This window comes from Blautia caccae (assembly GCF_040095955.1).
In the GTDB taxonomy this organism is placed as follows: domain Bacteria; phylum Bacillota; class Clostridia; order Lachnospirales; family Lachnospiraceae; genus Blautia; species Blautia celeris.
In genome coordinates this window covers 136,875-156,379 of the sequence record NZ_JBBMFP010000006.1, presented here as the reverse complement: position 1 = coordinate 156,379, position 19,505 = coordinate 136,875, and the positions used below count along the sequence as shown (strand labels likewise).

17 protein-coding genes and 1 other annotated feature are annotated in these 19,505 nt (G+C 47.9%); all 17 genes read left to right on the top strand.

Going from position 1 to position 19,505, the window contains the following annotated elements; all coding sequences use genetic code 11:
* Window positions 1-3: 3 nt before the first annotated feature.
* The 17 genes from tyrS (at window position 4) to cmk (ending at window position 19,503) form a co-directional block, all read left to right on the top strand.
* Window positions 4-1,227, top strand: coding sequence for a tyrosine--tRNA ligase (gene tyrS, locus WMO65_RS08735; protein ID WP_148392731.1), 1,224 nt, complete (start codon window positions 4-6; stop codon window positions 1,225-1,227).
* A 354-nt stretch (window positions 1,228-1,581) separates the two neighbouring features.
* Window positions 1,582-2,898 carry a hypothetical protein gene (locus WMO65_RS08730; protein ID WP_033141769.1) on the top strand — a complete coding sequence of 439 codons (1,317 nt, stop codon included), beginning with the start codon at window positions 1,582-1,584 and terminating at the stop codon, window positions 2,896-2,898.
* A 190-nt stretch (window positions 2,899-3,088) separates the two neighbouring features.
* On the top strand, window positions 3,089-3,670 hold the full coding sequence (locus WMO65_RS08725; RefSeq protein ID WP_148392730.1) for a hypothetical protein: 582 nt from the start codon (window positions 3,089-3,091) through the stop codon (window positions 3,668-3,670).
* A gap of 239 nt (window positions 3,671-3,909) precedes the next feature.
* Window positions 3,910-4,198: a binding site (T-box leader), on the top strand.
* Window positions 4,199-4,273: 75 nt separating this feature from the next.
* Window positions 4,274-5,740: an anthranilate synthase component I gene (trpE, locus tag WMO65_RS08720; RefSeq protein ID WP_148392729.1), complete on the top strand. Its 1,467-nt coding sequence runs from the start codon at window positions 4,274-4,276 to the stop codon at window positions 5,738-5,740.
* Window positions 5,737-7,341, top strand: coding sequence for a bifunctional anthranilate synthase component II/anthranilate phosphoribosyltransferase (locus tag WMO65_RS08715; protein WP_148392728.1), 1,605 nt, complete (start codon window positions 5,737-5,739; stop codon window positions 7,339-7,341). Before trpE ends, WMO65_RS08715 begins: the two co-directional genes overlap by 4 nt.
* A gap of 16 nt (window positions 7,342-7,357) precedes the next feature.
* On the top strand, window positions 7,358-8,155 hold the full coding sequence (gene trpC / locus WMO65_RS08710; protein WP_033141767.1) for an indole-3-glycerol phosphate synthase TrpC: 798 nt from the start codon (window positions 7,358-7,360) through the stop codon (window positions 8,153-8,155).
* Complete coding sequence (locus tag WMO65_RS08705; RefSeq protein WP_052099519.1) at window positions 8,145-8,804, top strand: phosphoribosylanthranilate isomerase; 660 nt, start codon at window positions 8,145-8,147, stop codon at window positions 8,802-8,804. Before trpC ends, WMO65_RS08705 begins: the two co-directional genes overlap by 11 nt.
* A gap of 60 nt (window positions 8,805-8,864) precedes the next feature.
* Window positions 8,865-10,049, top strand: a complete 1,185-nt coding sequence (gene trpB, locus WMO65_RS08700; RefSeq protein WP_033141766.1) for a tryptophan synthase subunit beta — start codon at window positions 8,865-8,867, stop codon at window positions 10,047-10,049.
* A complete protein-coding gene (gene trpA, locus WMO65_RS08695) occupies window positions 10,042-10,824 on the top strand; it encodes a tryptophan synthase subunit alpha (protein ID WP_103732762.1) in 783 nt (260 codons plus the stop codon). Before trpB ends, trpA begins: the two co-directional genes overlap by 8 nt.
* Before the next feature lie 298 nt (window positions 10,825-11,122).
* Complete coding sequence (locus WMO65_RS08690; RefSeq protein WP_033141764.1) at window positions 11,123-12,559, top strand: acyl-CoA carboxylase subunit beta; 1,437 nt, start codon at window positions 11,123-11,125, stop codon at window positions 12,557-12,559.
* Window positions 12,560-12,573: 14 nt separating this feature from the next.
* Window positions 12,574-13,341, top strand: a complete 768-nt coding sequence (locus WMO65_RS08685; RefSeq protein WP_033141763.1) for an OadG family transporter subunit — start codon at window positions 12,574-12,576, stop codon at window positions 13,339-13,341.
* Window positions 13,342-13,359: 18 nt separating this feature from the next.
* Window positions 13,360-13,731, top strand: a complete 372-nt coding sequence (locus WMO65_RS08680) for a biotin/lipoyl-binding carrier protein (protein WP_033141762.1) — start codon at window positions 13,360-13,362, stop codon at window positions 13,729-13,731.
* Window positions 13,732-13,847: 116 nt separating this feature from the next.
* Complete coding sequence (locus WMO65_RS08675) at window positions 13,848-15,005, top strand: sodium ion-translocating decarboxylase subunit beta (protein ID WP_033141761.1); 1,158 nt, start codon at window positions 13,848-13,850, stop codon at window positions 15,003-15,005.
* 41 nt (window positions 15,006-15,046) lie between these two features.
* Entirely contained in the window at window positions 15,047-16,459 is a 1,413-nt protein-coding gene (locus WMO65_RS08670; RefSeq protein WP_033141760.1) for an oxaloacetate decarboxylase subunit alpha, read from the top strand.
* A gap of 167 nt (window positions 16,460-16,626) precedes the next feature.
* Window positions 16,627-17,550, top strand: coding sequence for a MurR/RpiR family transcriptional regulator (locus WMO65_RS08665; protein ID WP_033141759.1), 924 nt, complete (start codon window positions 16,627-16,629; stop codon window positions 17,548-17,550).
* 24 nt (window positions 17,551-17,574) lie between these two features.
* A complete protein-coding gene (locus WMO65_RS08660; RefSeq protein WP_103732073.1) occupies window positions 17,575-18,813 on the top strand; it encodes a BaiN/RdsA family NAD(P)/FAD-dependent oxidoreductase in 1,239 nt (412 codons plus the stop codon).
* A 21-nt stretch (window positions 18,814-18,834) separates the two neighbouring features.
* Window positions 18,835-19,503 carry a (d)CMP kinase gene (cmk, locus tag WMO65_RS08655; RefSeq protein WP_054351280.1) on the top strand — a complete coding sequence of 223 codons (669 nt, stop codon included), beginning with the start codon at window positions 18,835-18,837 and terminating at the stop codon, window positions 19,501-19,503.
* Window positions 19,504-19,505: the final 2 nt, after the last annotated feature.

The window sequence follows — 19,505 nt, the reverse complement described above, 5'->3', positions numbered from 1 at the left end:
ACTATGAAAATCTATGAAGAACTGACTGCCAGAGGCTTGATCGCACAGGTGACAGATGAAGAAGAGATCCGTGAGCTGGTGAACAATGGAAAAGCAACATTTTACATCGGTTTTGACCCTACAGCCGACAGTCTGCATGTGGGACATTTTATGGCTCTGTGCCTGATGAAGCGTCTGCAGATGGCAGGCAACAAGCCGATCGCCTTACTCGGCGGCGGTACCGGCATGATCGGAGACCCTTCTGGGAGAAGCGACATGCGCCAGATGATGACAGAGGAGACGATCCAGTATAACTGTGACTGTTTCAGAAAACAGATGAGCCGTTTTATTGATTTTTCAGAGGGAAAAGCCCTTATGGTAAATAATGCAGACTGGCTTCTGGACCTCAATTATGTGGAGATGTTGAGAGAAGTGGGCGCTCATTTTTCCGTAAACAATATGCTTCGCGCAGAGTGCTACAAACAGCGCATGGAAAAGGGACTGAGTTTCTTTGAATTTAACTACATGATCATGCAGAGCTATGACTTTTATATGCTGTACAAGAACTACGGCTGTAATATGCAGTTCGGCGGGGATGACCAGTGGAGCAACATGCTGGGCGGTACAGAGCTGATCCGCCGTAAGCTTGGAAAAGACGCCTATGCTATGACCATTACCCTGCTTCTGAACTCAGAGGGCAAGAAGATGGGCAAAACCCAGTCAGGAGCTGTCTGGCTGGATCCCAATAAGACATCACCTTTTGACTTTTATCAGTATTGGAGAAATGTCAGCGACGCAGATGTGCTGAAATGTCTGCGCATGCTTACATTCCTGCCTTTAGAGCAGATTGATGAGATGGACAAATGGGAGGGCAGCCAGCTCAATACAGCAAAAGAGATTCTGGCTTATGAGCTGACCAGCCTGGTACATGGCGAGGAAGAGGCCGGAAAATCCCAGGAGGCAGCAAGAGCTTTATTTACCAGCGGAAATGCAGCAGATATGCCGTCAGCCGTCATTGAACAGTCAGATCTGCAGGACGGAAATATTGACCTTATTTCACTTCTGCACAAGAGCGGATTGGTGGGCAGCCGTTCCGAGGGAAGAAGAGCCATCGAACAGGGCGGCGTTGCCATTGACGGTGAGAAGATCACAGATGTAAAATATCTGGTTCCGGGAGAAAAACTGGACGGGGACGGAATCGTCCTGAAACGAGGAAAGAAAAATTTCCGGAAAGTGACAATGAAATAAAACTATAACGATTCGGTCAACAGAGCCGCAGCAGGTATTCGTCTTATAATGGGGAGGAAATCTGCTGCGAACTGTGTTGGCCGTTACGTTTTGTGCAAAATCATCAAATTATTTTTTCTTTGTTAATGCCATTGCATTTTAACTCAGAATATGGTAATCTGGATTTACGAAAAGGTCAGCGCTGAACAATCGAAAACGCGCAGAAAACAATTCTAAAATTAAGACAATATGACACACATTTCCAAATTCTATGGAATTCCCATATTATTTCCAATTATAAAGATTCAGAGCAAAGGAATACCAACATTGTTTTTCTGATTGCGAAGCGCCTGCCGGAACAGAGAGGTTATGAGAATGAACAAAAAAGGAATGATATTTGAAGGGCTGAAAGTGCGCAATGAGATTAAAAAGGCAATGTATCAGGAGGAAAATCTGCCGGACCGCATACAGGAGGAGAACCGTTACCTGACAGAAGCGGAAGGCGAGGACACAGGTAAAAGTGTGCTTAAATGTGAGCGGGAACTGACACGTGTTCTGGAAAAGCTGATGAATGAGGATGGGGAGGAAATCTGCCTTGATGTGACCTATTTTCTGGTTTTTGCAGCAGCGCAGAATCCTGTCTGCCAGGAAGAACTGAAGACACTTACACCGGAGCAGATTCTTGAATATCAGAAGATTTTTTTGGACAATGGGTATCATGGAGAGTATTTCTTGTCCTGCCTGGGCTATGAGGAATATTATTATGCACAGGTGCTCTTTGGCATGCTGGAAGTGATGCGGGAGGGAAGCAGAGAGAAAGCGGAGGATGCTTACAGGCTGTTTATGGGGCTTATCCGCAAAGGCTGGCACAGTGCCAGAAAGGAACTTTTTAAAGAAGAGACCCTGGAGTTTCAGTGTATACAGGAATGGGCAGAACCTTATACAGAACAGCCGGCCATGGGAATGAGCCAGATATGTGTTATTTATCTGCTGGCAGAAGCCTGTCATGTGGAGATAAGGAAGAATGTGAATTATTACCTGATACTGGAGTGTATGATTGACAGAAATACGATCTGGGACAGCAAAAAAGAGGAGATTCTGGAATATGAGGTCTGGGGAAGGCAGGGATATGCGGACAGCAGTTTCAGCAGAATGCTGGCGGAGACTGTACGGAATCCGTTTCAGGCAGCGCTGGGATTTCAGGTGGAAGGATATGAAGAGTTCGATTGTTACCTCCAGAATCTTTTCCATTTGGGAGGCATTGACAGAAATGTGCTTGGCGGGGAAGTGCTGGATGAGAGGACACGTGAGATTCTTCTGGAGATTGGTGAATTTGAAGAAAAATCCGGTTTGGAGAAGTACATTTACTCCCTTTACATTGTTTTGCTGTCCGGTTATGTAAAAAAATGCCTGGATAAGATCCTTGAAAATAATCCGGCCAGATGGCAGAGGTGCGTAGACCGGGAGGCAGAAGAAAAAGATACTTTAAAAAAACAGATCAATGAGCTGGAAGTATACTGCAGAAGCGTAAAGAAGAGAAACCGTGAACTGGAAGAAAAATTGGAGCAGGCAGAACGAACCGTACGCCGCAAAGAGAACCAGATGCAGCGCGCAGTAAAGCAGCACCAGTCTGAAAAACAGGAATTGATAAAGCTGAGAGAGCGCCAATATAATACCGGAAAAGCGGGCTGATGACTTTTGCATAATAGTCTGCAAAAGGGCAATGCTGTAAATTGCGAAAGCAATATTTTTAGCAGAATTAACAAAATATTATATGCAAAAATAGGCACTATTTTTTAACGGTATAAATGGATTTTATCAGCAAAGTATGATATACTTTGAATACAAGAAAGGTCAGTAAAACAATATGAGAGAAAACCAATTGTTAGAGTTAATATATGAGGAATTGACTGTCGTAAAAAATAATACGGAATCTATGAAAGAGGACATTGTTACATTAAATGAAAATGTCAGTATTTTGAAAGAGGATGTAAATGCCCTGAAGAAAGATGTCAGTGTCTTAAAAGAAGACGTCAGTGTCTTAAAAGAAGACGTCAGTGAGTTAAAAGAAGATGTCAGCGTCCTGAAGGAAGACGTCAGTGAGTTAAAAGAAGATGTCAGCGTTCTGAAGGAAGACGTCAGTGAGTTAAAAGAAGATGTCAGTGTCCTGAAGGAAGACGTAAATGGATTAAAAGAAGATGTCAGCGTCCTGAAGGAAGACGTAAATGGATTAAAAGAAGATGTTAGTGTCCTGAAAGAAGATGTAAATGGGTTAAAAGAAGATGTCAGTGTCTTGAAAGAAGATGTCAACGGTTTAAAGGAGGATGTCGGAATCCTGAAAGTAGATGTCAGCGGATTAAAAGAGGACGTGATTCTTCTGAAAAAGGACGTCAATCATTTAAAGGAGGAAGTCACCAGAATAAAAGCAGCGCAGGCCCGTACGGACCGCCGGATTAAGAATTGAAAAATATGGATGATGCCATATTGGGAGAGGTTGAAAGAGTACATGAAATCCTGGACCGCCATGCAGCGGACGGGAGTAAACATTTCGCATAATTTACACGTGCACTTCTAAACGGGCAGTGTTTCATTATTCTATGAAATGCTGCCCGTTGTCTCTGCTCTCTGCAGAAAATTAAAATCAACTATTGACAAATAAAACACATGGCATTATAATTGAGAAAAAGTTGAATTGATTAACACTTTAAACCGATGAACAAGAGGAGTAGGTAAGAATATTTACTTCCAGAGAGCCGTTGCTGGTGGGAATGCGGCAGTAAGAGTTTTTACTGAATGGACTTGTGAGGGCAGCTTGAAACCTTTGTGATCCGAATAGGATTTGGGAGAAGGAAGTAGACGCTGACGGGGAGCTTATCCGTTATCAAGGAGCAGTGTATGATAGTACATGAAAGAGCGGTTCATATTACGTAAAGTATATGAGCAATATGGGTGGTACCGCAGGAGTTTTGAATTTACAGCTCTTGTCCCATTGGAGAAATCTGATGGGGCAGGAGCTTTTTTATTTACAGAAAAACCTGATCTCGCTCTTTGGAAAGGGAGGAAAAACATGACAATTACACCAGACTGCAACACAATCCTGAAACTGGCAGAAAAATATTCCATTGTACCTGTATGCAGAGAAATCTATGCGGATGTTACAACACCTATTACGCTGCTCCGCAAACTTACAGGGTTTTCGAAAAGATACTATCTTCTGGAGAGTATCGAGGGCGGGGAGACTTGGGGAAGATATTCCTTTTTGGGATATGACCCGGTCATGCGGGTAACCTGCAGGGACCGCAAAGTATATATAGAAAAGCAGGGGAAGACAGAAACTGTGGAGACAGAAAAGCCTCTGCATGTACTGAGAGAAATCATGAAAGATTACAAGTCTCCGAGGCTTTCCGGTATGCCTCCGTTTACCGGCGGTTTTGTGGGATATTTCGCATATTCCATGGTGGGCTATGCGGAACCGGTACTCAATATTAAAAAAGGCACATTTCCGGATTATGATGTGATGCTTTTTGACAAGGTGATCGCCTATGACCATCTGAAACAGAAAATCTGTATCATTGTCAATATGCGGACTGATAAAGTGATGGAGAATTATGGGGAAGCCACAGCGGAGATCGCCAGAATAGCCGGACTGATCAAAAGTGCACCGGTGCCTGCCATAGCCGGTGAACCGGAGCAGATAGATTTCACCTGCAATGTAAGCAGAGAAGAATACTGCAGCATTGTGGAGAAAACGAAAGAATACATAAGAGACGGAGATATCTTCCAGGCTGTCATTTCCAGACAGTTCAGCAGCCCTATGAAGGGAAGTCTCCTGAATGCCTACCGGGTCCTGCGCACCACGAACCCGTCCCCATACATGGTATATCTCCACTTTGATGAGGAGGAGCTGATGAGTACCTCACCGGAAACACTGGTCCGTCTTCAGGATGGCAGACTGACAACCTTCCCGGTGGCAGGCTCCAGACCAAGGGGCATGGATGCAGAGGAGGATGAAGCTCTTGAGAGGGACCTTCTGCAGGACGAAAAGGAGCTGTCAGAGCACAATATGCTGGTGGATCTGGGAAGAAACGACCTGGGACGTATCAGCCGGTTTGGCTCTGTGGAAGTGACGAAATACATGATGATTCACCGCTACTCGAAAATTATGCACATCTGTTCCCAGGTGGAAGGTTCCATCCGGGAGGATAAGGATGCACTGGATGCCATTGAGGCTGTGCTTCCGGCAGGAACTCTTTCCGGAGCTCCGAAAATCAGAGCCTGTGAGATCATTGAGGAGCTGGAAAGCATAGAGAGAGGTGTATATGGCGGTGCCATCGGTTATTTGGATTTTGCCGGCAATCTGGACACCTGCATTGCCATCCGCATGGCAGTCAAAAAGGACGGAAAGGTCTATGTGCAGGCCGGCGGCGGAATTGTGGCAGACAGTGTACCGGAGCTTGAATATGAAGAATCGGCAAATAAAGCGGCAGCGGTTATGCAGGCCATCCAAAATGCCGGGGAGGTGGATGAGTTATGATAGCATTGATTGACAATTACGACAGTTTTACTTACAACCTGGTACAGATGATAGGAACTATTAACCCTGACATCCGCGTGATCCGGAATGATGAGATGACAGTGGAGGAAATCGCCGCATTACAGCCTTCCCACATCATCCTCTCACCGGGACCCGGATACCCAAAAGATGCAGGCGTATGTGAAGCCGTCATTCAGAGACTGCAGGGCAGAGTTCCCATTCTGGGGGTCTGCCTGGGACATCAGGCAATCTGTGAGGTGTATGGTGCCAGGATCAGCCATGCCAGACATCTGATGCACGGCAAAAAAAGCAGGGTGCGCATTCAGACGGAAAGCCCTGTCTTCGCAGGCATGGAGGAGGAGATTGACGCAGCCAGGTACCATTCCCTCATAGCAGAAGACGGTACCATCCCTGACTGTCTGCAGGTATTATCCACAGATGTGGAGAACGGGGAAATCATGGCAGTGGGCCACAGGGAATATCCGGTGTACGGACTCCAGTTCCATCCGGAATCCATACTCACACCAAAAGGAAAAAGCATATTGGAGAATTTTTTAAATATAAAAGCCGGAAGAGGAGATAAGATCATGATCAAAGAGGCAATTCACACACTGATGGACGGTAAGGATTTAAGCTATGAAGTGGCAAAGGCAGTTATGCACGAAATGATGGACGGCATTGCCACACAGGCCCAGATGGGAGCTTTTCTGGCTGCGCTGCGCATGCAGGGCGAGAGTATTGACGAGATCACGGCATTTGCTGAGGTCATGAGGGAAAAAGGAATTAAGATAAAGCCGGAGAGAGAGGTCATAGATATTGTGGGAACCGGCGGAGATGAGGCGGGAACATTCAATATTTCCACAACTGCCGCATTTGTGGTTGCAGCAGGCGGTGTACCCGTGGCAAAACACGGAAACCGCAGCGTATCCAGTAAAAGCGGTGCTGCGGATGTTCTGGAACATCTGGGCGCCAATGTGGCTCTGGATGCAAAGCAGAATGAGACGATCCTCAATAAGACCGGCATGTGCTTCATGTTTGCGCCTGTTTACCACTCCTCCATGAAATATGCAGCTCCGGTCAGAAAGGAGATGGGGGTCCGTACAGTCTTCAATATTTTGGGCCCTCTGTCCAATCCGGCAGCTGCCACCATGCAGCTTCTGGGTGTATATGACAAAAACCTGGTGGAGCCGCTGGCTAAGGTGCTGGGCAATCTGGGCGTGACAAGAGGTGTGGCCGTGTGCGGCGAAGATGGCCTGGATGAGATCACCCTGACCGGGGAAACTACAGTCTGCGAAATACGTTTCGGCGAGACTTCCTGCTACACCATTTCACCGGAACAGTTTGGCATGGAGCGCTGTGAGCTGGCCCAACTGGTGGGTGGTTCCCCTGCAGACAATGCCCAGATCACAAGAGACATTTTATCAGGCCGTGAGACCGGTCCAAAGCGCGACGTGGTTCTTTTAAACGCGGGTATGAGTCTCTATCTGGGAATTGACGGCATTACTCTGCAGGAGGGTATTAATATGGCAAGAGGGTTGATAGAAAGCGGAAAAGCGCAGGCGAAATTCGATGAGTTTGTTAAGGCCACAAGAGAACAGTAAAGGAGGGGACTGCAAAATGATTCTGGAGCAGATAGCAAGAGATACAAAGATCCGCGTGACAAATCAGAAAAAGAAGGTTCCCCTCGGAACACTGAAAAAAGCCGCATACAACATGGAGACAGAGACAGGATTTCCTTTTGAAAAAGCACTGGCAAAAGAAGGTCTCAGTTTCATTTGCGAGGTGAAAAAAGCGTCTCCCTCAAAGGGAATCATTGCAGAGGATTTTCCTTATCTGGATATTGCCAGGGAATATGAGGCAGCTGGGGCAGACGCCATTTCCTGTCTGACAGAGCCGAAATATTTTCTGGGCCGTGACAGCTATCTGAAGGAAATCGCGGAAACTGTAAAGATCCCGGTTCTCAGGAAAGATTTTGTGGTGGAGGAATACCAGATTTATGAGGCAAAGGTCCTGGGAGCCGGCGCTGTGCTCCTGATCTGCGCCCTCATAGAACCGGAGCTTTTAAAGCGTTATATCCAGGTGTGCGACACCCTGGGGCTTTCCGCTTTGGTGGAGGCCCACGACGAGAAGGAAATCTCCCATGCTGTGTGGGCGGGAGCCAGAGTCATTGGCGTAAATAACCGCAACCTGAAAGATTTTAGTGTAGATGTGGGAAACAGCACAAAGCTTCGCGCTCTGGCGCCGAAAGAAGTCCTGTTCGTGGCAGAGAGCGGTATCAAGGGACCTGAGGACATTGCTCGTTTAAAAGAAAATGAAGTGGATGCGGTGCTGATCGGTGAGACACTGATGAAGAGCAGAGACAAGAAAAAAATGCTCTCTTACCTAAAAGGGGAGGGAACATCCGATGGGCAGTAAAGTGAAGATCTGCGGTCTTGTAAGGCCGGAGGATATTGAAACGGCAAATCTGTGCCGGCCGGATTATATCGGATTCGTCTTTGCGGACAGCCGGCGCCGGGTTTCGATAGAGCAGGCGGAGTGTTTGAGAGCAGGACTGGCGGACGGGATTCTGGCAGTCGGTGTCTTTGTAAACGCCCCGGCACAGGAAGCGGCCCGGATCGCCGAAAAGGGGATCATAGATATCATTCAGCTTCATGGAGATGAGGATGAAGCCTATATTCGAACTATAAAAAAATATACCCGGAAACCGGTCATAAAAGCTGTCCGTGTACAGAGCCGAGAACAGATTCTAAAGGCCGAAGAACTGCCCTGTGAATATCTGCTTCTCGATACATATACAAAGGGGCAGTATGGCGGAAGCGGAAAAGGGTTTGACCTGTCCCTGATTCCAAGCCTCAAAAGACCTTTTTTTCTGGCCGGCGGCCTGAATGCTGAAAATGTATCAGGTGCACTGAGAGAAAGCGGCGCGTTTGCCGCAGATGTAAGCAGTGCGGTTGAGACAGGAGGATATAAGGACAGGGAAAAGGTTGAGGCATTTATCCGGGCAGTACGGGAGCAGCAGACAGATACCTGCCGCCACTATTCTTTTGCACGGTCAGCGCAGTAAATGCGCAGACCTGACTGAACAGTTACAAAGGATCAATCATATAAGGAAGAGGATGAAGAGATGAGTAAAGGAAGATTTGGTAATTACGGAGGGCAGTACATTCCGGAGACACTTATGAACGCAGTACATGAACTGGAGGAGGCATATGAAAAATACAGCAAAGACCCGGAGTTTAACAGGGAACTGGACGATCTGCTGAAAAATTATGCCGGACGTCCTTCCCTGCTGTATTATGCAGAGAAGATGACAAAAGATCTGGGAGGCGCTAAGATCTATCTGAAGCGGGAGGATTTAAATCACACAGGTTCCCACAAGATCAACAATGTCCTGGGACAGGTGCTCCTTGCCAAAAAGATGGGCAAAACAAGAGTCATCGCTGAGACGGGAGCAGGACAGCACGGGGTTGCCACAGCTACGGCAGCAGCACTTATGGGGCTTGAATGTGAAGTCTTCATGGGACGCGAGGACACGGACCGCCAGGCTTTGAATGTATACCGCATGGAACTTCTGGGGGCGAAGGTACACCCTGTTGACAGCGGCACCGCGACTTTGAAGGATGCGGTAAATGAGACCATGAGGGAATGGACCAGAAGGATGGATGACACCCTGTATGTGCTGGGGTCTGTTATGGGGCCTCACCCCTTCCCCATGATTGTCCGCGATTTCCAGAAAATCATCGGAAAAGAGATCAAGGAGCAGCTGCAGGAAAAGGAAGGCAGACTTCCGGATGCTGTGATCGCCTGTGTGGGCGGCGGCAGCAATGCCATGGGAGCCTTTTATGAATTTATCCGGGAGGAGCAGGTACAGCTTATCGGATGTGAAGCGGCAGGCCTTGGCGTGGATACAGAAAAGCATGCTGCCACCATCGCCAGAGGTTCAGAAGGTGTCTTCCACGGCATGAAATCCCTGTTCTGCCAGGATGCGTACGGACAGATCGCGCCGGTATATTCCATCTCCGCGGGGCTTGATTACCCCGGCATCGGACCGGAACACGCCAATTTGAATGAGACAGGCAGAGCAGAATATGTGCCGATCACAGACGTGGAGGCAGTGGAGGCATTTGAATACCTCTCAAGGACCGAGGGCATTATCCCGGCCATAGAAAGCGCCCATGCAGTGGCATACGCAAGAAAACTGGCACCGACTATGGACAAAGATAAAATCATTGTTGTAAATATTTCCGGCAGAGGCGATAAGGATGTGGCTGCCATAGCACGATACAGAGGAGTGGAGATCTATGAATAAAATACAGCAGGCATTTGAAAACAAAAAAGCATTTATTCCCTTTATCACAGGCGGGGACCCCACGCTTGACGTGACAGAGCAGCTTCTGTACGCCATGGAGTCGGCAGGGGCTGACCTGATCGAGATCGGCATACCGTTTTCCGATCCCACAGCGGAAGGCCCTGTGATCCAGGAGGCCAACGAGAGAGCTCTGAAAGCGGGATGCACCACAGATAAATTGTTTGACATGATACAAAGGGCGAGAAAGAAAGTCACTGTGCCTATCGTATTTCTGACTTACGTGAATCCTATTTTTACATACGGCAAGGAGCGCTTCATGAAAAGATGTGTGGAGTGCGGGATAGACGGCATCATTGTTCCGGATATGCCCTATGAGGAAAGACAGGAGCTGGCACCTGCCTGCGACGCCTACGGGATTGATATCATCCCCCTCATAGCGCCCACGTCAAAGGACCGCATCACCATGATCGCAAAGGCAGCAAAAGGCTATATCTACTGTGTCTCCTCCTTGGGAGTGACCGGGGTGAGAAGTGAGATCAGGACAGACATCGGTGCCATGGTGGAGCTGGTCCGTCAGGCTACGGATGTACCGTGCGCAGTGGGGTTCGGAATATCTACCCCCGAGCAGGCGTATCACATGGCAAAGGTTTCAGACGGAGCCATCGTGGGTTCTGCAATTGTTAAAATTGTGGCAAAATACGGAAAAGATTGTGTGCCTTATGTGGCTCAGTATGTAAAAGAAATGAAGGCGGCAGTGGACCGGGCAAAGGGTTGAAAACAGCGGAGGATGGGCAGTTCCATCCTCCCTTTTTATGCAGAAAAATCCATATGGCGGAACATTACCTGCGCGTATTATGCAAGTCTGACAAAAAACATACACAATAATTAAATATTTCACAAATTCTTGTTGAAAAATTCCCGGAAAAAGGGTACAATTATAATCGGCAGAAATTGGTTTTGTCTTTTAACTCAACAAAGTAAAACCAGGAGGCGATTTCTGCATGAAAGCCGGATTATCACGCAGATTTTTCGTGCAGAATCCAGGTAAATAATAAAAAATGGAGGGCTGATAAATGAGTAATACAGCACAAAGCTTGGCAAGTAAAAGAATTGCTTCTTTACTTGATGAGAACAGTTTTGTTGAAATCGGCGGCTGTGTCACAGCCAGAAACACAGATTTCAACTTATCTGAAAAGGAAACACCGGCAGACGGTGTCATCACCGGTTACGGTGTCATTGACGGCAGCCTGGTGTATGTGTACAGCCAGGATGCTTCCGTTCTGAACGGAACCATCGGTGAAATGCATGCCAAAAAGATTGTCAGACTTTACGACCTGGCAATGAAGACAGGCGCTCCGGTGATCGGACTTGTGGACTGTGCAGGTCTGAGACTGCAGGAAGCTACAGACGCACTGAATGCTTTTGGCGAAATTTACACCAAACAGGTTATGGCGTCAGGTGTGATTCCGCAGATCACAGGTATCTTCGGGACCTGCGGCGGCGGTCTTGCAATCGTTCCGGCTCTTACCGATTTCACCTTCATGGAGGAGAAGAGCGGTAAACTGTTTGTAAACTCCCCCAACGCTTTAGAGGGAAATGAAATTTCCAAATGTGATACATCCAGCGCAAAATACCAGAGCGAAGAGGCTGGCCTGGTAGATGTTCTGGGAAGTGAGGAGGAAATCCTTGCACAGATGAGACTGCTGATATCTATGCTGCCTTCCAACTACGAAGACAATTCTTCCTATGAAGACTGCACTGATGATCTGAACCGTGTATGCCCGGAACTGGAAAACTGTGTTGGTGATACTGCCATTGCTCTTTCCCAGATCGCGGACAACAATGAGTTCTTTGAGGTAAAAGCTGCATACGCAAAAGACATGGTGACAGGCTTCATCCGTCTGAACGGCGCTACTGTGGGCTGCGTTGCCAACAGAAGCGAGGTTTACAACGATGAAGGGGAGAAGACAGAGTCCTTTGACAAGGTTCTCTCTGTAAGAGGATGCAAGAAAGCAGCAGATTTCGTTAAATTCTGTGACGCTTTTGAAATTCCGGTACTGTCTCTGACAAATGTAAAAGGCTACAAAGCTACAAAATGCTCAGAAGCCAACATTGCCAAGGCAGCGGCACAGCTTACTTACGCATTTACAAATGCAACCGTACCGAAGGTGAACATCGTGATCGGTGAAGCGTTCGGAAGTGCATATCTGGCAATGAACAGCAAATCCACAGGAGCGGACATGGTATTTGCATGGCCGGGCGCTCAGATCGGTATGATGGACGCGCGTCTTGCAGCTAAGATCATGTATGCAGACAGCGATGCTGCTACGATCAATGAAAAGGCCGCTGAATATGCTGACTTACAGTCAAGCGCAATGGCTGCTGCCAAGAGAGGTTATGTGGATTCCATCATCGAGGCAGAAGATACAAGAAAATATGTGATTGGTGCTTTTGAAATGTTATTCACAAAGAGAGAAGATCGTCCCAGCAAGAAACACGGCACGGTTTAGGCGAGGTGAATCATATGAAGCAGACATGGAAAAAATTAATTGGTTTAATCCTGATCGGAGTATGCGTCCTGGCTATGACAGCCTGCGGCAGCAGCAAAGACTCCACAGGCGGTTTGAAAAAGCTGGACGATGCCACCGTTGACTCTCTGGTGGAGAGCTTCGGAAGTGTTGTCGGCAACATTGCCAATCTGGATGAGGAATCCATCGCAAGCCTGATGGAAGGTGACGATGCCTTCAGTGCTTCCGCAGCCAGCGCATGGGACGGAGCCGGAGAAGATCTGGGAACATATGTTGAGACAACCAAGGGCGAGGTGGAGGACAAAGACGGCAGCTATATTCTTACGCTGACCTGTACTTTTGAGAAACGCAGTGCAGACTGCATCTTTACTTTGGACAAAAACGGCAATCCTCTCAGCGTGACTATTGACCCGCAGTACTCAATGGGCGAAAAAATGGCACAGGCAGGACAGAATACACTTCTGGGTGTTGGTACTGTTTTTGTAATGCTTATCTTCCTGTGCTTTGTTATTTCCTTAATGAAATACATTCCGGGCTTTGTAGAGTCCTTTGGCAAGAAGAAAGCTGTTCCGGAAGAGATTCAAGTTCCGGCTGCCCCGGCTGCTCCTGTTATTCCTGAAGCAGCGGAAGAAGAGGTTGTGGATGACGGTGAGCTGATTGCAGTCATTGCAGCGGCGATCGCAGCATCTGAAAATACATCTACAGACAGTTTTGTAGTTCGTTCCATCAGAAAATCAACAAAAAGAAATTGGCAGAGAGCCTAATCACAGGAGGAAATGGTTATGAAATCTTATACAATTACAGTTAATGGCGTTGCATACGATGTAACAGTGGAAGAGGGCGCAGGAAACGCAGCAGCTCCTGCGGCAGCACCGAAGGCTGCTCCCAAGGCAGCACCGAAAGCAGCTCCGGCAGCAAAACCTGCAGCATCTGCAGCAGGCGCAGTGGCAGTTACCGCATCTGTTCCGGGTAAAGTATTCAAAGTGGAAGCAAGTGTGGGACAGGCAGTAAAAGCCGGCGATAACATTGTCATCCTGGAAGCCATGAAAATGGAAATTCCGGTTGTTGCTCCGCAGGACGGTACCATTGCAAGTATTGACGTGGCAGTTGGTGATTCCGTAGAAAACGGCGATACACTGGCATCCATGAACTAGAATTTGCAAGCATTTGTAAATTCCCGACAGCTAAGAGATAAATCTTGCTGATACAATAGAAAGCACACATCGAGAACTTTCTATTGTCACGAATACGAACAATGGGAGGTAATATAATGTCTAACGTTACAGATACACTGTCTAACCTGCTCCACCAGACAGCGTTTTTCAATCTGACATGGGGAAATTACCTTATGATTTTAGTTGCCTTTGTTTTCCTTTTCCTGGCAATTAAAAAAGGATTTGAACCGCTTCTTCTGGTGCCGATTGCTTTCGGTATGCTGTTGGTTAATATCTATCCTGATATTATGGCACAGCCATACACGGATGCAGCAGGAATCGAGCACGCAGGTGGACTTCTTCACTATTTTTATCTGATGGATGAATGGAGTATTCTTCCGTCCCTGATCTTCATGGGTGTTGGTGCCATGACAGACTTTGGCCCGCTGATCGCAAACCCCAAGAGCTTTCTTATGGGTGCGGCAGCACAGCTGGGTATCTACATGGCGTACTTCCTGGCTATCTTCATGGGATTCAACGGAAAGGCAGCAGCAGCTATCTCCATTATCGGCGGTGCTGACGGCCCGACCTCCATCTTCCTGGCAGGTAAACTGGGGCAGACAATGCTCATGGGACCCATTGCGGTGGCGGCATATTCCTATATGTCCCTGGTTCCGATCATCCAGCCGCCGATCATGAAACTTCTCACAACAGAGAAGGAGCGCAAGATCAAAATGGAACAGCTCCGTCCGGTTTCCAAACTGGAAAAGATCCTGTTCCCGATCATCATCACCGTTGTTGTTTGTCTGATTCTTCCTACAACAGCTCCGCTGGTTGGTATGTTAATGCTTGGTAATCTGTTCCGCGAATCAGGTGTTGTAAAACAGCTGAGCGAGACAGCTTCCAATGCCCTTATGTATATTGTAGTTATCTTACTGGGAACTTCCGTAGGTGCTTCCACAAGCGCTGAGGCATTCCTGAAACTGGACACTCTGAAAATCGTCGTATTAGGTCTGGTCGCATTCGCAGTCGGTACGGCAGGCGGTGTGCTCCTCGGTAAGTTAATGTGCAAACTGTCCGGCGGCAAGATCAACCCGTTGATCGGTTCTGCCGGTGTATCTGCTGTTCCTATGGCAGCCCGTGTATCCCAGAAGGTCGGTGCTGAGGCGGACCCCACCAACTTCCTGCTGATGCATGCAATGGGCCCGAACGTTGCAGGTGTTATCGGTACTGCGGTAGCGGCCGGTACCTTCATGGCAATTTTCGGTGTTTAACAGTATGAAAACATGTTTTAAAAATTTAGGAGGAAATTAAGATGGCAGAGGTAGTAAAAAAACCGATTAAGATTACTGAAACAATCTTACGTGATGCACATCAGTCCCTGATTGCGACCAGAATGTCCACAGAGCAGATGCTGCCCATCGTAGATAAACTGGATAAAGTGGGTTACCACTCCGTAGAATGCTGGGGCGGTGCCACCTTTGACGCGTCCCTTCGTTTCTTAAAAGAAGATCCGTGGGAGAGACTGCGTAAGTTCCGTGACGGTTTCAAGAACACGAAACTGCAGATGCTGTTCCGCGGCCAGAATATTCTGGGATACCGTCCTTATGCAGATGACGTGGTAGAGTATTTCGTACAGAAATCCGTTGCAAACGGTATTGATATCATCCGTATTTTTGACTGTCTCAACGATTTAAGAAACCTGCAGACAGCCGTAAAAGCATCCAACAAGGAAAAAGGACATGCACAGGTTGCCCTGTCCTATACCCTGGGCGATGCTTATACCCTGGACTACTGGGTAGATATGGCAAAAAGAGTAGAGGATATGGGTGCGAATTCCATCTGTATCAAGGATATGGCAGGCCTGCTTGTTCCGTACAAGGCAACTGAGCTGGTAACTGCTCTGAAAGCTGCTGTAGATATTCCGATTCAGCTTCACACACACTACACCTCAGGTGTGGCTTCCATGACCTACTTAAAAGCAGTAGAGGCAGGCGTTGACGTAATTGACACCGCTATGTCTCCTTTCGCTCTGGGAACTTCCCAGCCGGCTACAGAGGTTATGGTTGAGACCTTTAAAGGAACACCTTACGATACAGGATTTGACCAGAACCTTCTGGCGGAGATTGCTGACTACTTCCGTCCGATCCGTGACGAAGCACTGGACAGCGGCCTGCTGAATCCCAAGAACCTGGGTGTTAACATTAAGACTCTGCTGTATCAGGTACCGGGCGGTATGCTCTCCAACCTGACCAGCCAGTTAAAGGAACAGCACGCAGAAGACAAATTCTACGATGTTCTGGAAGAAGTGCCGAGAGTGCGTAAGGACCTGGGCGAGCCGCCTCTGGTTACACCGTCCTCACAGATCGTTGGTACACAGGCTGTATTCAACGTGATCATGGGCGAGCGCTACAAAATGGTTACAAAAGAGACAAAAGACGTTCTCAGCGGAAAATACGGTGCTACAGTAAAACCGTTCAATCCTGAAGTACAGAAGAAATGTATCGGTGACACAGAGCCGATCACATGCCGTCCGGCTGATTTGATCCCGGATGAGCTGGATACTTTAAGAAGTGAAATGGCACAGTGGTCCGAGCAGGAAGAGGACGTATTGTCTTATGCATTATTCCCGCAGGTTGCTACCGAGTTCTTTAAGTACAGAGAAGCACAGGAGACGAAGGTAGATCCGAAAGCTGCGGATACAGAGAACGGGGCTTATCCTGTTTAATGTTCAGCATAGAAAGGCGAAGGTGCCGTGACTGACGGTGCCTTTGGCCTTTTTTTCTTTTTTTAGTGAAAAATCATCGGATTTGTGATATTATAACCCATGTATGGGCAAAAACCGCTCATAAATTACGAAATACCCTACGGGTATGTTTTGAAGAGGGGACAGACATGGGTAATGCGGAAAATTTACTCAGTAAGATGAATAAACAGTACCAGAGCTTCAGCAAGGGGCAGAAAAAACTGGCCACATACATCAATGACAATTACGACAAGGCTGCTTTTCTGACTGCCGCCAGGCTGGGAGAGACCGTCGGGGTCAGTGAGTCTACGGTGGTGCGGTTTGCTATCCATCTGGGGTATAAAGGGTATCCGGAGTTCCAGAAGGCTTTAGAGGAGCTGGTGAGGAATAAGCTGAACTCCATACAGCGGATGGAAGTGACTTACGGCAGGGTTCCCCAGTCGGAGATCCTGGATACGGTGCTGCATTCGGATATTGATAAGATCAAGCTGACAATGGAGCATATAGACCACAGTGCCTTTGAACTGGCTGTGGAGACAATCCTCAAAGCGAAAAGTATTTATATTGTAGGGATACGAAGCTGTGCTCCACTGGCAAGCTTTCTGGGATTTTATTTTAATCTTTTGTTTGATCACGTACATCTGATGCATACGAACAGCTCCAGTGAGCTGTTTGAACAGATGATCCATATCAGCGGGGATGATGTTATCATCGGAATCAGTTTTCCGAGGTATTCCATGCGGACTTTGAAAGCCCTGGAATTCGCCAATAACAGGAGTGCCAAGGTGATCACCCTGACAGACAGTATCCATTCTCCGATGAATCTGTATTCCTCCTGTAACCTGATCGCCAGAAGTGATATGGCTTCTATTGTGGACTCGCTGGTGGCGCCGCTGAGTGTGATCAATGCACTGGTGGTTGCGCTCTGTATGAGAAAGCAGAAGGAAGTGGTGGCAACTTTGGAGGATCTGGAGAAGATTTGGGACGAATATCAGGTTTATAATAATGACGAGATCAATATGGCTGACGGACAGGACATAGAACTGAAAAATCCGGGCGGCATGGAGGATTAGATTACGCGAATAAAGGAGCCCGCAATGGCAAAAATAATCATTATCGGCGGCGGAGCTGCCGGCATGTTCACATCTGTGTTTCTGGCTGAGAAAGGTCATCAGGTGCATGTGTTTGAAAAAAATGAAAAATTAGGCAAAAAGCTTTTTATTACCGGAAAAGGACGCTGTAATGTCACAAATGACTGTGACCCGGAGACGTTCTTTGAATCCGTGGTATCCAATCCGAAATTTTTGTACAGCGCCTACTATGGGTATACCAGCCAGGATGTGACTGCATTTTTTTCTTCCCTGGGTGTTAAGCTGAAGACGGAAAGGGGAAACAGGGTATTTCCCCTATCGGACCACTCCTCGGATATTATCCGGGCACTGGAGGCCAGGATGCGCGAGGCGGGTGTGAAAGTACATCTGCATGCTGAGGCGGCAGGACTTCTCCTCAAGGACGGCTGCGCTGTGGGAATCAGGCTTTCGGACGGAGCAGAGATTTTGGGAGATAAGGTGATCGTGGCATGCGGAGGATATTCTTATCAGGCCACCGGCTCCACCGGGGACGGCTACCGCTTTGCAAAAGAGGCAGGGCATACGGTTACGGAACTGTTTCCCGCTCTGGTACCTCTGGAGGTCAGGGAGGCTTATGCAGGCCGGATGCAGGGGCTGGCGCTTAAAAATGTCCGTTTTACGGTGAAGGACGGGAAAAAGGTGCTCTATGATGAGTTCGGGGAACTTCTTTTTACACATTTCGGCATCTCCGGACCTTTGGTGTTGACAGCCAGCTCAAAGATCGCGAAAAGGCTGAAAAAGAAAGAGCTGCAGGGATATATTGACGTAAAGGCGGCACTGTCCGAGGAACAGCTCGATGCCAGAATCCTGCGGGATTTTGAAGAGAACAGGAATCGGCAGTTTAAAAACTCCATAGGAGGTCTGTTTCCGGCTAAAATGGAGCCTGTTATGCTGGAGCTTTCCGGGATACCTCCGGAAAAGAAAGTCAATGAGATCACCAGGGAGGAGAGGCGGCATTTTGTCTCTCTGATCAAGGCACTGCCGCTGACCATAACAGGGCTGCGGGATTTTAAGGAAGCGATCATCACCCAGGGCGGTGTGAAGACCGGGGAGATTTCCCCGGGAAGCATGGAGTCAAAAAAAGTTAAGGGTCTTTATTTTATCGGAGAGGTTCTGGACCTGGATGCGGTGACAGGCGGATTCAATCTGCAGATTGCCTGGTCCACGGCATTCGCGGCGGCTTCCTCCATAAATGAGAGTATATAAACAAAGGAGATTTAAAATAAGATGGCATTTAACATTGCGATTGACGGTCCGGCAGGTGCCGGTAAAAGCACCATAGCCAGGGCGCTTGCAAAAAGGCTTTCCTACATCTATGTGGATACAGGGGCCATGTACCGCGCTATGGCGCTTTACTTGCTGAGAGAGGGCATATCCGCAGAGGACAGCGGCAGGATAGAAGAGGCCTGTGAACGTGTGGATATCTCTATTATATATGAGGACAATGTTCAGAAGGTGCTTTTGAACGGCGAGGACGTAAGCAGCCTGATACGCAGCGAGGAGGTTGGGAATATGGCCTCCAAAAGCGCGCAGAACGGCAGAGTCCGGGAGAAGCTGGTAGAGCTGCAGAGACAGCTGGCGGCTAAGACAGATGTGGTGATGGACGGCAGAGACATCGGCACCTGTGTACTGCCCGGGGCAGATGTGAAAATATATCTGACGGCCAGTGTCCACACGAGGGCGGTAAGGCGTTATAAAGAATATCTGGAAAAGGGTATGGAAGCGGATTTGGCTCAGATTGAAGAAGATATCGAGAAGCGGGATCATCAGGATATGAACCGGGAGATCTCGCCGCTTAAGAAGGCAGAGGATGCGGTCCTTCTGGATTCTTCCGACATGACAATTGAGGAAGTTTTGGATGCCATGACCGCTGTCTGTGAAAAGAATAAGAGCTGAAG